A 13,750-nucleotide genomic window follows, 5' to 3' on the forward strand; every position below is an offset into this window, starting at 1 on the left:
GAAAGCTCATTTCTAAGCTTTCTTTGCAATCATTTTTTCTGCTTCTTGTTCTAAAAATAGTTCCAAGATTTTCTTTGTCAACGTAATCGCTGCTGACAGGGCCAGAGAAACGATTAAATAATTAGCTACTAAGCCGTGATCTCCAACCAATGGCGGTTTTGTCAAGAATCCATAATCTCCACCTGTTACCAAATTGACCACAAAAATCAAGGCATTTAGGGCAAAAGTCATGATAAAAATTCTCTTCACATCTAGCAATCGTGCATCATACTGTCTCAATAGATAAACTAGAGAGTTCCCCAAGAGTGCTAAATGCCCAAAGATAAAGGACAAAATCGCAATATGGGGGAAAGGATAGGCATCTGGCACTGGATAAACAAAGGCTGCTAATGTCCCAAATGTCCCCAATAATGCAAAATACTGCCTATATTTAGACTGACCAGGAAGCAAGAGCACCACAAACATAGCCATACGGCAATGGTAAAAGGGTAAGCTTTCTGACAGTGGCATATGATTGACCCAATACCAACCATAAAGTAGAATCAACTGAACAGCCTGTAAAATCTGGAAAAATCGTTGGTAAACCTTCTTTTCACGATAACGATAGGCTGTATAAAAGGTCAAGGCCAAGAGTGTAAATATACTGACATACCAAAAAAGATCAAACTTGGGTGGCTCTGTTGCCTGAGTCGTAAAGAAAATATCCCATAAATTCATCTAGTCTTCCTCGTGATTCAAAATTTTCCTGCATATTATTATACCATGCTATTTGTCAAAAATGGATTTAGAAATACGATAATCATCTTTTTAGTCAAGATATTGCTCCCTCTGACCTTGATAAACCTGCCAAAGAATCTCTATTTGCTCTTTGGTAATGCGTTTTTCAGATAAGGCTGGCAGTTGGTCAATGGCAAAAAATTGAAGGTCAGCAATTTCTTGATTTTCTTGGAATTGCCCAGCGAGAAGCTTACATTCAAAAACAAACTTTGCATACTGTTTGCTCTGTAGTTGGAAACGATTGGTATCAAAAACAGCTAGTAGTCTTTCTACTTTAGCTTCAAAACCGGTTTCTTCTTCAATTTCCTTGAGAATATTTTCTGTTGGAGAATAGCCGACTTCACCAAAGCCACCTGGCAAAGCCCAATCATTCTCTCCTTGTCCCCTAACCAGACAAATTTTTTCATCCTCAACTATCCAAGCACGGACGTCCATTAAAGGAGTCGCATAAGCGGAGGTCGGTTTCAAGAGTTCTGCCACTTCGTCTGCATCAAGGTCTGATACCTGATTCAACATTTCAGATAACAGACTTCGCAAGTCTTCGTAGCGCTCACGGTCAAAAGGATCCTTTGTAAAGGTTAGTCCAGTATCTGTAAGAGCAATCATTCTTTGAAGATACTTAGCAAAATCACTTGTCTTCATTTTCTAAACTTTCTACCAACTTAGCTAGATTCATAGAGTTAGAGCCTTTGAGCAAGATTTGGTCATGGGCTCCAAGGCTTTCTTTGACCTGCTTAACTAGGTCTTCAAATTGGTCTTGGTCTTCTGTTTTCTTGAAGTAGTAAACGTGGCCAATTGGGAACATTTGACTGGCCAGTTGAGCTAATTCAGCAATATCTTCTCCGTAGAAAATCACGGTATCAAGTACATCTGGTGAGAGGCTCAAAATCATCTGGTTATGGAGTTGAACAGACTGGTCACCGAGTTCCTTCATATCCGCCAAGACTGCAATTTTCTTGCCACCTTCATTGGCTGGAATAGCAGAGAAAGTCTCTAAAATCAATTTCATAGCAGTCGGATTGGCATTGTAAACATCTGACAGAATGTCTGCTCCATTGGCTGCTTTCTTCCACTCGGTACGGTTACGTGTCAATTCAAGATTTTGGAAGGCCAAACGAATTTGCTCCTCTGAAACTCCTTCTTGTAGGGCAACATAAGATGCAATCATAGCATTGGTAGCATTGTACTTACCAGTCACTGGCAAATCAAGAGCTTTTTCCAAGAAATTAGCTTTAAAGGTCAGACTGTCCTTGCGCTCAACTAAGTCTGTAATTTCCAGCTCTGCCCCTTGCCCAAAACGAACTACCTTTTTGTCAGTTGGCAAGTAGTCCTCTACAATAGTGTCAGCTGGAGCTAAAAGCAAGGAATCAGGTGCCATCCCGTCTGCAATTTGCATTTTTCCTTTAGCAATTTCAGAACGATCTTTGAAAAAGGCCAAATGGGCTTCTCCAACCAAGGTCACGATGGCTGTCTTTGGGTGAGCCAATTCTGACAAGAGATGAATATCTCCCAAGTGATCCTGTCCCATCTCCAAGACCAACTTTTCTGTTCCTTCAGGCATGTGAAGAACCGTGTAAGGAAGACCAATCTCATTATTGTAGTTTCCTTGTGTTTTGTAAGTTTTGTAGGTTGTTGATAGCAAGTGTGCTAACATATCCTTGGTCGTCGTCTTACCATTTGAACCCGTAACTGCAAAGACATCAACAGCTGTTTTCTCAAGATAGTAGGCAGCTAGTGATTGAAAGGCAGCCAAAACGTCGTCTACTAGAATGTAGGGATGATTTGCGACCTCTTTCTCAGACAGGGTTGCAGCAGCGCCATTTTCAAAAGCTGTTTCGATAAAGTCATGGCCATCACGCGCACCTTTTAGGGGCACAAATAAGTCCCCTGCAGCAATCAAACGACTGTCAAATTCCGCCTTAACTAGTGGACTATCTGGATAAATTGTCACATCATTTTTAGCCCCTACAACTTGGGCCACTTCATGGATTGTTAATTTCATTTCTACTCCTTTAAAAAGGGTTGAAGTCCGAGAACTCTGATCACCTTGCAGTGATGGTTCTGGCTCCTACCCCTTCTTTCATTTTTATAGCAAATGCGCTTCGCGCTTGTCAAAACTTTCCTTGGCAAGGTCCACCAAACGCTCGATTAGGTCTGGGTAACTGATTCCCATATTGTCCCAAAGTAGTGGGTACATAGACCACTGGGTGAAACCTGGCATGGTATTAAGCTCATTTAGGAAGATTTCTCCCTTATCTGTATAAAAGAAATCACAACGAGAGAGACCGAGGCCACCAATGGCACGAAAGGCTGTTTCTGCATTTTGACGCATGACAGCTACCACGTCATCACTGATCTTGGCTGGGATATCCATGGTAATCTTGTTATCAATATACTTGGCGTCATAGTCATAGAAGGCAACATCTTTGACAACTTCTCCTGGCAGCGTGCTTTTGACATTGTAGTTACCCAAGAGACCAACCTCGATTTCACGGGCATTCACTCCTTGCTCAACCAAGACGCGGCTGTCATATTGGAAGGCCAGTTTCAAGGATTGACGAAGTTCTTCTTGATTTTCAGACTTAGAAATACCCACACTTGAACCCATGTTTGACGGCTTAGTGAAGACTGGATAAGTCAATTTTTCTTCAACTTCAGCGATTTTAGAAGTCACATCATCCCCTTCAACGATAGCCACATAAGGAACTTGGGCAATACCAGCAGATTCTAACACACGCTTGGTCGTGATTTTGTCCATAGCAAGGCTTGATGACAAGATATTACAGCCGACATAGGGCATTTTCAAAACTTCAAGGAATCCTTGAACAGAGCCATCCTCTCCCATCGGACCATGAAGGACTGGAAAGACCACTACCCCTTCTTCATAGATAGCACTTGGAGCAACTTTCTTATCCCAATCAATAGTCGCATTGGTCATAAGACGGTCCTCTTGACCAGGAGTCTGGCTAAATTCTTGCGTTTTGATAAAGTCACCTGACTGACTGATAAAGAAAGTCTTAACAGTGAAACGATCGTAGTTAACCGCACGCATGACACTTTCCGCAGAAAGGACAGAGACTTCGCGCTCTGCACTACGCCCACCGTATAAAAGAATAATCGTTTGTTTCATATTACTTGTCCTAATTCTAATAGAATACTTGCTCTTTAGTATATCATATTTGCTTCTTTTTTTGAAACTTGAACCTGATACTAGTCTTTAAGAAATCTAAAGAGAGACCGATAAAACAAATGTCGGCCTCCTTGATTTTTTGTATAAATGAATTGAGTTTGTTAATTTGTCTAGACTTACAGCTCTGTCCGATTTTCAATGGCTCGTAAGAGTGTGACTTCGTCCGCATACTCGATATCTGCTCCCACAGCAAGACCTCGTGCCAGGCGTGTAACTTTAATCCCAGCTGGCTTGAGCAAACGTGAAAGATACATAGAAGTTGCTTCCCCATCTGCTGTGGCATTGGTTGCTACGATGACCTCTGAAACTTCACTGTCCATCAGACGAGTCATGAGACTCTTGAGATTGATATCATCAGGACTGACGCCATTCATAGGAGAAATGAGTCCGTGTAAAACATGATAGAGTCCGTGGTATTCTTGGATGTTCTCCATGGCTGCCACATCACGACTATCCTCGAGAACTAAAATCGTTGTCTGGTCACGACTTGGATCGGTACAGATAGAGCAAGGATCGTCATCAGTCAAACGACCACAAACTGAACAATAGGTTAGCTCTCTCTTAGCAGAAAGGAGGTTTTTGGCAAATTCATTGACATCGTCATCAGACATTCCAATAGTATAGAAGGCCAGACGGGTAGCCGTCTTAATCCCGATACCTGGTAACTTTGAATAGCTATCAATCAGCTTGGCAATAGGTGTTGGATAAAGCATATGTTCCTTTCTAATTCATTGGATGATGTTGGTTATAGAGGTTGATAATGTCGCGCGCAATGGAAGGTCCGACACCATTTGTAAGGTTGGTGTTATGAGGGAAGACAACAGCTACAGCGATTTGAGGATTATCTGATGGTGCATAGGCCACAGCATTAGTATTGTTAGCTTCTTGACCACCCTCAACATAACTTTCGGCAGTACCTGTTTTACCACTAATGGATACAGCTGCACCATTGGAAAAGGCACGACCTGTCGTCAGAGCACTCCCACCATGTGAAACTTGATAAAATCCTTGTTGGAGGATGGAAACATCAGACTCAGAAATATTAATTTTATTCATTTCCTTGGATTCAACAGATTGGATTAAGTTCCCTAAGCCGCCTTGTTCATTGTTTCCATAAATCCCCTCGACAATGTGAGGTGCAATCCGAACACCGTTGTTGGCAATGGTTCCAACGTACTGGGCCAATTGCATAGGAGTGTAGTTATCAAACTGACCAAAGGCATTGGTAATGTAATTAGCAAAATTATACTCTTTTGGTATAAAACCAGTTGATTCATCTGGAAGGTCAATGCCTGTTGAGGCTCCAAGACCATATTCAGCAAATGTCGAACGAAGTTTCCCCATAGCTGATTTCAAATTACTAGTTCCAACAAACATATTAGGTTGATAGGTCTGTCCCATAATTCCCAAAGCCGTTTGAACCATGTAGGTATTAGAAGAATACTCCAAGGCTTCCACAGCTGTAATCGGGAATGAACCGTAAGCCTGAGTATACCATGAATTAATTGGAGCTGAACCTTGGAAGACAATCGGTTGGTCTGTCAAGGTTTGGTTCCCTGACAAGACTCCATTTTCCCAACCAGAACTGATGGTCGCCGCCTTGACAACCGAACCTGGGACAAAGACATTAGTCACCGTTCCCAAGGAATCAGGCGTTAGCTCTCCCGTTTTCAGATCATGTTTGAGCCCTGACATAGACAAAACTGCACCTGTTTTTGGGTTCAAAGCAACTGCATAAACACCTTCAGAATATCTAGCTCCTCCATTTCCTAACTCGGAATTGAAGTAACTTTTAAGAAGATTATCCACACTATCTTGGAAGGCCAAATCAATGGTCAGTTTAATATTGTTCCCTTTGCTACCGTCTTCGATATTTTCAACACTTTCCATGTTACCGTACTTATCTAGATGGATTTCTTTCACCGAACGTTTTCCTTGCAAGGTTTCCTCGTATTGTTTTTCTAAATAAGAAGTCCCAACACGGTCATTTAAAGAATAACCCTTTTTAATATAAGCATCTGCTTCTTCAGCTGGGAGACCAGCTTTTTCACTGGATACACTACCTACTATAGAAGAAAGTGAAGTTTCTAGAACTTTTCGATCCCAGGAAGTCGAAATACTGATGCCAGGTAAATTCTTAGAAGCCGAAGCAATCAAGGCAATCTGTGTATCTGTCAAGGAATCTGTCGCAATGGTACCTGTCGCAAAATTTTCAACTGCATTGAGTTGGCTAAAGAGGTAAATTTCTTTCTTTTCGTCATCCGAGTAGGTCAATTGACTTGGATTGATACTTTCAACAGTGTTATTGTAAAGTTCGGATTCAGATAATTGATTTCCGTCAGAATCTAGTCGTTTCTCATGTGGTAAACTTTCCACTGCTTTCTTATAGACATCTTGATCTGCTAGGTAATAGTCTGCCAACTGTCGGTCAGTCAATGTTGGAGAAGAAACTCCCACATAGGCTAGCAACTTCTTGGCTGTTTCTTTCAAATCTGCAGCCGTCATTTTGTTGTTTCGAGTAAAGGAAACAACTTGTTTCACAGTATTTTCAACCAAGGGCTTGCCGCTGGCATCATAAATTTCGCCTCGAGCTGAACTAGTTGTCACCTTTGTTTTACTTGCCGATGCTAGTTTTGTCTCATAAAAATCCTTGTTCAAAACCTGCATGTAAAGCAGGCGACCAATGATGGTCATAAAGAGCAAAATAACAATTGAAAACAATAAATTAAGCCGAATCGGAATCGAATGGCTGTCAAATTTTCTCATACAAGTCAGTCTCATTTCTATTTAAAATCTCATTCTTCATTGTACCACAAATTGAGAAGAAAATTATGGAAAATGGGAGTACTTTATTTGATTTTTAAAAGAGCTTTTCTTTTTTATTTAATTATCATTATTTTGTATGGTATAATAATATCAACCAATAGAAATTTCTGACTTTTAATTTAATATAAATCATACAAAGGAATCCTATGAACAATCAAGATATTCCCTCTATTATTGATCTCCACTTTGATGAATTAACTGAATTAGAGCAAGAAATTGCTCACTATTTCTTACAGGTCGATACGATACAGGATGATTTATCATCACAAAATGTCGCTCAGAAACTTCATATTTCCCAGGCGGCTCTAACTCGTTTTGCTAAAAAGTGTGGTTTTACTGGCTATAGAGAATTTATTTTCCAATACCAACATCAAATTGATAACCAAAATCTTCAGCTATCGACCCATAATCCTCTTATACAAGGTGTTCTCAGAAGCTATAGCAATATGCGAGAGCAAACTCAGGAATTAATTAATGAAAATCAAATTGAACGAATAGCTAATATGATAGAAGATGCTGAAAGAGTCTATTTTTTTGGCACTGGAAGCTCTGGCCTTGTCGCTCGTGAGATGAAATTACGCTTTATGCGTTTAGGAGTGGTCTGTGAAGCTATAACCGATCAAGATGGCTTTGCTTGGACTACTAGTATCATGGATGACAATTGCTTGGTTCTAGGTTTTTCACTATCTGGATCTACTCAATCTATTCTAGACAGCTTGTTAGATGCTAAAGAAATGGGGGCAAAAACAGTCCTCTTTACCAGCGTACCAAACAAAGAAAACCAACTGTATACTGAAACTGTACTGGTTGCTAGTCACAATCAATCATCCTATATCCAGCGTATCTCCTCTCAACTTCCAATGCTTTTTTGGATTGATTTAATTTATGCTTACTTTTTAGAAATCAATCGAGAAAATAAAGAGAGAATATTCAATAGCTACTGGGAAAATAAAAAACTTAACGGCTATCGAAGACAAAAAAGAGCTAGAAAATCCTAGTTTGGCATTGCCAAACTAGGATTGTTTTGTCTTGAAATGATAATATGCACCGAGCATACCTGCTGTATTCTGATGATGAGCAAATTCTAATCTCGTCTTATCTGCTAGACTTGGTACCAAAGCATCTTTCAAAGCTTTTCGAATTTTAGGCTTGAGAATAGCTTCTTGTCCCATGATACCACCACCTAGAATAACTACTTCTGGATTGGCCACATAACAAATATTAGCTAGACCTTTTCCTAGATAGTCAACCATGCGGTCGATACCATCCATGCAGAGTTTGTTCCCTTCAGTAGCTTCCTTAAAGATTCTACGACCATTCCACTGATCAACTGGATCACCATGTGCTTCTGCTACATAACGAACCAAAGCTGTGGTTGAGGCTAAATCTTGGAAGGCTCCATCCTGCATGTGTAGATAGCCAACCTCACAGGCAGAGTTACTAAAACCATGGAAGACTTGACCGTCAATAATTAAACAACCACCAATACCTGTTCCAATGGTTAAGCAAAGTGTCACACTCGCTCCCTTGCCTGAACCAGATACTGCCTCAGCAAGGCCTGCACAGTTAACATCATTTTCAATTTCACAAGGAATATCAAAGCTAGTCTCGATTTCCTTCTTGAACTGCGTACCTGCATAATTTGGAATCTGTGGGCCAGCATAGAAAATTTCACCCTTGTCAGGATCCACCATACCTGCCGAAGAAATGGCAACACCTGCTACAGAATCTTTTTCAAGATAACTAGCTACAATCTGTTTGGTTTTCTCTAAAATATGGGGACCACCCTTATGTGCCTCTGTCGGTATCTCATGCGATTCAAGAAGTTGCCCCTCTTGATCAACCAAACCATACTTGATGTTAGTTCCACCGATATCAATTGCAACGTAGTGTGTCATAAATACCTCCTTATGAATTAGAGGAAGCGCTCCTTAGTTTCACGAATCAAGGCTGCAGCTGCTTCCACAACTGGACGATCTTCTTCAGTCACTGGTGTCAAAGGTGAACGAACAGATCCAATATTAAGTCCTTCATTGATCTTCAAGACTTCTTTAATGACACCATACATATTTCCATGTGCAGAAGTGAGTTTACCAATGATTGCGTTGATAGCATATTGTAATTCACGCGCTGTTTCCAAATCTTTATCCGCAATCAATTGGTTGAGTTTCAAGAAGAGTTCTGGCATCGCACCGTAAGTACCACCGATACCAGCCTTAGCACCCATGAGGCGTCCCCCTAGGAACTGCTCATCTGGACCATTAAAGACGATATGGTCTTCTCCACCGAGGCTCACAAAAGTTTGGATATCTTGAACTGGCATAGAAGAGTTCTTCACACCGATAACACGAGGATTCTTCAACATTTCAGTATAAAGACTTGGAGTCAAAGCAACACCTGCCAATTGAGGAATGTTGTAAATAACATAGTCTGTGTTTGGAGCTGCAGAACTGATATCGTTCCAGTACTTAGCAACTGAGTATTCTGGTAAGCGGAAGTAAATTGGTGGAATTGTTGCAATGGCATCTACACCCAAGCTTTCTGCATGACGAGCTAGTTCCATACTATCTTTGGTATTGTTGCAAGCAACGTGAGCAATGATGGTCAGTTTACCTTTGGCAACTGCCATGACTTCTTCCAAGATTAACTTGCGGTCTTCAACGCTTTGATAGATACATTCGCCAGAAGACCCATTGACATAAAGACCTTGAACACCTTTATCAATGAAGTATTGAACCAAGGCACGTGTACGTTCTGGACTTACTTCTCCTTGTTCATCATAACATGCGTAGAAGGCTGGAATGACACCTTCGTATTTTTTCAAATCTGACATAGATTTTCTCCTATTATTTTTATTTTCTGCTAGAGCAGATTCTTTCTTTACTTCTTTAGTATACACTTTACCGAAAAGGCTTTCAATATCTTGTAGGCACTTAGATTTTAGTTTCTCGCTTATAGAATAGCGTTTGGAGCCTTTGAAAGTAGTTTCAGAAATAATTGCAACCCTTACTCATACTTAGCAAATAGCTTTTCCATCACTCCTACTTGTAAAAAAGTAAGAAGGCCAAAACCAAAGAGAATAAAAGCTGACCCTCCCAATAGAAGTGTAAAGGCTGATAGATATAGAATCATCAAAATCAAAAAGATAATTACGATCATCAAGATAAACCAAGGAGCGTTAAAACTAGCCAACATCAGTCCTTTTTGAAGAATTTCTTTCCAAGATAGGTCATAACGTGCCGCGATAGGGTAACTAGCCAACATCACAATAGTGAGGAAGATAAGAATGCCTAGACAAATAGCTTTCACCAATTGGAAGGGCAGAGCTGTTTGACCCCAGAAAAGATAGAGATCTGAAAGGGTAAGAAATACAATTCCTAACTCCAACAACCCCAACTGAAAACCTAGTTTCAGATTTTGCCTAAAAACTCTTAGATAGGTTCTAAAAACTGGAACACGTCTACTTTGCTTGACTTCAAACATCGTCTGATAGAGACTAATTTTGGCTACCCCAATCGTTACGATTGGCAAACAAGTTACTACAAAGAGAAGATTGACTGTTACAATATCTAAAACCTTCTCACTAATTCGCATTAGAAAATTATCTGTATCAAATGCAGCCTTGATGAGACTTCTTCCTTTTTGTGACATGTTTGCTCCTCCATCATTTTTCTTTGTAAACTGTTTTCTTTTTTGTCAGTAAAGCTTTCATAAGTCCCTACCATGAACAAATCTATTTTTTCTTTTTTCTTTTGGACTTTTTTCTATTTTTATCTATGGACGTATAATCTATATATACCCCGAACAGCGAAGCAATTAAAATAGTACTCCAAGTATGCTCATTAAATCCATCTAGCCCTCCACGGACTATCATTGCAAGCACTGTCCAAGCTAACATATTCAATAAAAAAATACAAAGTGCTTTCATTCTCGCATTTTAAAAGTTTATACGACCATTGTTAGGGATTTTATCATGTGCATCCCAAGCTGCAGCAATATTGTAGGCAAAATTACCATATACATCAGCTACATTCACAGCTATTCGTAAAATCCATCCAGAAATCTTGGTCGCTAATCCTACTCTTGCTGCTGCAGTTGCAGCTGCCCTACTTAAGATCGAGCGCGCCATACTAATACCATACTTAGCCGCATAAGCACCTAATTTTATGTATCTACCAATCAATGCATTCACAATGCCCCTAATTATCCAAGCCATCTCATCAACTGTAATTCCCTGTCTATCTAAGAAACTAGCTCTTGCAGCATACTTAGAAGATACCATTTCTAGCAATTCAATTTTACGTTCATCTGATATGTCTGGATAGACTCCTTTGCTATCTTCCACCAGATCCTTAATTTCTTGTTCAGTTAGCAAGTAATTTTGAGATAATTTTGCATCTATTCGATCTATTTCTGACTGTATAGTTTGAATATTCGAAACTTCATTTGCATACACAATTGAAGGTAAAATACTACTCATTAGCAATAAACAGACTGACAAGAAGATACCAATTTTTAAATATGTTATTCTCATTTCTCTACCTCACAAAGATCAATTTCATGGTAGAGTATTATCAAAACCTCACAGAAAAGCAGTTCATATTATTTCTAATCAATCAAAATTTTAAACAAATACTTGCGCACTTGATCTTCCATACCTGCATAACCATTTGGTTGATGTGGCTCTCCTGGGAAGAAAATCGCAAAATTGTGATAACCCAACAAGAGTGGGTAGTGTTCATGACAATGGACAAAACCAATATCACTCGCTTCGTCAAATGCTACTGCTTCATCTTTGATACGTGAACCGTAGCTCGAATATTCATGCCCTTCTACCAACAAATGCAAGTCTGCATAGTTCTTGTGATGTTCAAATTGGTCATTTTCAGCTTTATTTAGAACATTTTCTTGAACAACTAGAAAGACCTTATCACCATCAATATCATATTTTCCTAACTCGAATGAATCTTTACGATGTTCATAAAGATAATCAATTGCCTTATCAAGATTGGGATGAATCCCTTTATAGAAGCTAATATTTTTCAAATCGTCAAAAATCATTATTTTCTCCTTTAAAAATCGTCATTAAGCGATTAAAACTAACACCTCCAACAGTGTCATTTACTGTCGGAGGCTTTTAGATAGTGCTAACAATAGCCAATTGATACTGTAAAAGAAATCGTTTCTTATCCTTTAACAGCTCCCATAGTAATACCTTGTGTGAAGGATTTTTGGAAGACTAAGAAGACTGTTACGATTGGCACAGCAGCAAGAGCTGCCCCTGCCATGATTAAACCATAGTTGGTTGCCATTTCAGCTTGCATGGTCGCAACCCCGAGTGAAATAGTCAAATTGTTACGTGAAGTCAACATTACCAACTGCATGAAGTAGTCGTTCCATGTATTGATGAAGGTGAAGATTGCAAGAGCCGCAAACCCTGGTTTTACAATTGGGAAGGCTACGCTCCAGAAGGTACGAATCTCACCACAACCGTCGATTTTAGCTGATTCAAGCAACTCTGTTGGAATATTTTCACTAAATTGTTTCATGAGGAAGACCCCAAACGGCCATCCAATCAAAGGCAAGATAACTGCCCAAAGAGTGTCATGAATTCCCATGAAGTTGACGATACGTACCAATGGTACAAGGACAACCTGTTTTGGAAGCGCCATAGCAGCGATGAAGATGGCAAATAGGATACGTTGACCATAGAAACGTTTTTTAGCCAATACATAACCTGCTAGAGAAGAGGTTGCACAGACTAGGAACATGGTTACCAATGAGATAAATACTGAGTTCCACATCCATTGCATAGCAGGGTTTTGCACCATGAGTTGTTGGAAGTTTTCCATGGTTGGCATTTTAGGGAACCATTGTGGCGGAATCATAATGGTATCAGGTTGTGACTTGAAGGCACCTGTCAAAATCCAGTAGAATGGAAAGATGAACAGCACAGTCAACAAGAGCAAAATGATTGTTGAAATAACAGTAAAGGCTGTTAATGGTTTTTTTTCTGTAGATTGCATAGCTGTCTCCTTTCTTTAGTATTCTACGTCGTTTCCGAGTACTTTAAATTGAACAAAACTTACGATAGCAATCATAACTGCCAAGAAGACACCAATTGTGTTGGCATAGCCATACTCTGTCAATTGGAAGGCTTTTTCGTATAGGTAGTACATCAAAGTGCTTGTAGAGTAGTTTGGACCACCAGATGTCAAAAGCTGAATCAAGGCGAAACACTGGAATGAGTTAATTGTTGTAATGATTGCGATATAAAGAGTTGTTGGAAGAAGGCTTGGCCATTTAATCTTCCAGAAAACTTGAAACTCAGTTGCACCATCAACGCGGGCAGCTTCAACCAATGAATTATCAATATTACCCATAGCAGCGATGTAGAGGATAATCGGTTGACCAACTGAAGTTGTCAAGAGGATAATCATAATTGCCATCAATGCCCAGTGCTTATCACCAAGCCATGAAATGTTTTGAGAAATAATATGACTTGATTTAAGAACAAAGTTCAAGATACCTGATAGTGGATCATAGATCCATTTCCATACAACTGTTACGGCAACACTACCTGTAACAACTGGAAGGAAGAATACGAAACGATAGAAAGATCTAGCGATAGCATTTTGATGGTAGGTCTGTGACGCTACAAAGAGCGAGAAGAGAACAACTACAGGAACTGATCCAATAACCAAAATAACTGTGTTAATCAGAGATTTTGTAAAGACAGGATCTTTAAACATACGGATATAGTTATCTAAGCCCACAAATTGGAAACTAGTCATAGAATAGTTAAAGAAACTTGTGATGAAGCCCATAATCATTGGTGCTAAAACAAAGACAACAAAGAAGAATAAAACTGGCGCTAGGAAAGCATAAGAAATGACGGTTTCTCTCATACGAATTTTATTAACTTTCACTGTAGGCACCTCTCTTTCCTTTTCTTTT

The 13,750-nt window shown here is 39.6% G+C and carries 15 protein-coding genes; 1 reads left to right on the forward strand and 14 read right to left on the reverse strand.

All coding sequences use genetic code 11. The annotated features are described in order from the left end of the window. Positions 1–12: 12 nt before the first annotated feature. The 6 genes from GEZ84_RS04020 to pbp2b all read right to left on the reverse strand — a co-directional run bounded on the left by GEZ84_RS04020 (position 13) and on the right by pbp2b (position 6,748). Positions 13–717 carry a TIGR02206 family membrane protein gene (locus GEZ84_RS04020; protein WP_153223574.1) on the reverse strand — a complete coding sequence of 235 codons (705 nt, stop codon included), beginning with the start codon at positions 715–717 and terminating at the stop codon, positions 13–15. Positions 718–807: 90 nt separating this feature from the next. Further along, entirely contained in the window at positions 808–1,419 is a 612-nt protein-coding gene (locus tag GEZ84_RS04025) for an NUDIX hydrolase N-terminal domain-containing protein (RefSeq protein WP_153223575.1), read from the reverse strand. Continuing rightward, on the reverse strand, positions 1,406–2,779 hold the full coding sequence (locus tag GEZ84_RS04030; RefSeq protein ID WP_153223576.1) for a UDP-N-acetylmuramoyl-tripeptide--D-alanyl-D-alanine ligase: 1,374 nt from the start codon (positions 2,777–2,779) through the stop codon (positions 1,406–1,408). Before GEZ84_RS04030 ends, GEZ84_RS04025 begins: the two co-directional genes overlap by 14 nt. 84 nt (positions 2,780–2,863) lie before the next feature. Further along, on the reverse strand, positions 2,864–3,907 hold the full coding sequence (locus GEZ84_RS04035; protein ID WP_153223577.1) for a D-alanine--D-alanine ligase: 1,044 nt from the start codon (positions 3,905–3,907) through the stop codon (positions 2,864–2,866). A gap of 176 nt (positions 3,908–4,083) precedes the next feature. Then, positions 4,084–4,680, reverse strand: coding sequence for a recombination mediator RecR (recR, locus tag GEZ84_RS04040; protein WP_050206372.1), 597 nt, complete (start codon positions 4,678–4,680; stop codon positions 4,084–4,086). A gap of 10 nt (positions 4,681–4,690) precedes the next feature. Then, on the reverse strand, positions 4,691–6,748 hold the full coding sequence (gene pbp2b, locus GEZ84_RS04045) for a penicillin-binding protein PBP2B (RefSeq protein WP_153223578.1): 2,058 nt from the start codon (positions 6,746–6,748) through the stop codon (positions 4,691–4,693). A gap of 191 nt (positions 6,749–6,939) precedes the next feature. On the opposite strand from pbp2b, the gene GEZ84_RS04050 reads away from it, so the two are divergent. After that, on the forward strand, positions 6,940–7,791 hold the full coding sequence (locus GEZ84_RS04050) for a MurR/RpiR family transcriptional regulator (protein ID WP_153223579.1): 852 nt from the start codon (positions 6,940–6,942) through the stop codon (positions 7,789–7,791). Between the two features lie 15 nt (positions 7,792–7,806). Here GEZ84_RS04050 and GEZ84_RS04055 read toward each other — a convergent pair whose 3' ends face one another. The 8 genes from GEZ84_RS04055 to GEZ84_RS04085 form a co-directional block, all read right to left on the reverse strand. Continuing rightward, the gene (locus tag GEZ84_RS04055) at positions 7,807–8,691 is read right to left on the reverse strand and encodes an ROK family protein (RefSeq protein WP_153223580.1); all 885 of its coding nucleotides are present in this window, start codon (positions 8,689–8,691) and stop codon (positions 7,807–7,809) included. A 17-nt stretch (positions 8,692–8,708) separates the two neighbouring features. Beyond that, positions 8,709–9,626 carry a dihydrodipicolinate synthase family protein gene (locus GEZ84_RS04060; protein ID WP_001281525.1) on the reverse strand — a complete coding sequence of 306 codons (918 nt, stop codon included), beginning with the start codon at positions 9,624–9,626 and terminating at the stop codon, positions 8,709–8,711. Positions 9,627–9,799: 173 nt separating this feature from the next. Then, positions 9,800–10,444 carry a YesL family protein gene (locus GEZ84_RS04065; protein WP_153223581.1) on the reverse strand — a complete coding sequence of 215 codons (645 nt, stop codon included), beginning with the start codon at positions 10,442–10,444 and terminating at the stop codon, positions 9,800–9,802. A gap of 82 nt (positions 10,445–10,526) precedes the next feature. Beyond that, a complete protein-coding gene (locus tag GEZ84_RS10820) occupies positions 10,527–10,721 on the reverse strand; it encodes a hypothetical protein (protein ID WP_228113017.1) in 195 nt (64 codons plus the stop codon). A gap of 9 nt (positions 10,722–10,730) precedes the next feature. After that, positions 10,731–11,075, reverse strand: a complete 345-nt coding sequence (locus GEZ84_RS04070) for a hypothetical protein (protein WP_153223646.1) — start codon at positions 11,073–11,075, stop codon at positions 10,731–10,733. Between the two features lie 326 nt (positions 11,076–11,401). Beyond that, the gene (locus GEZ84_RS04075) at positions 11,402–11,854 is read right to left on the reverse strand and encodes a YhcH/YjgK/YiaL family protein (RefSeq protein ID WP_000575436.1); all 453 of its coding nucleotides are present in this window, start codon (positions 11,852–11,854) and stop codon (positions 11,402–11,404) included. A gap of 125 nt (positions 11,855–11,979) precedes the next feature. Further along, on the reverse strand, positions 11,980–12,819 hold the full coding sequence (locus tag GEZ84_RS04080; RefSeq protein WP_153223582.1) for a carbohydrate ABC transporter permease: 840 nt from the start codon (positions 12,817–12,819) through the stop codon (positions 11,980–11,982). A 15-nt stretch (positions 12,820–12,834) separates the two neighbouring features. Then, the gene (locus GEZ84_RS04085) at positions 12,835–13,701 is read right to left on the reverse strand and encodes a carbohydrate ABC transporter permease (RefSeq protein WP_153223647.1); all 867 of its coding nucleotides are present in this window, start codon (positions 13,699–13,701) and stop codon (positions 12,835–12,837) included. Positions 13,702–13,750: the final 49 nt, after the last annotated feature.

It is taken from the genome of Streptococcus mitis, from assembly GCF_009496155.1.
Classification (GTDB): Bacteria; Bacillota; Bacilli; order Lactobacillales; family Streptococcaceae; genus Streptococcus; species Streptococcus mitis_BQ.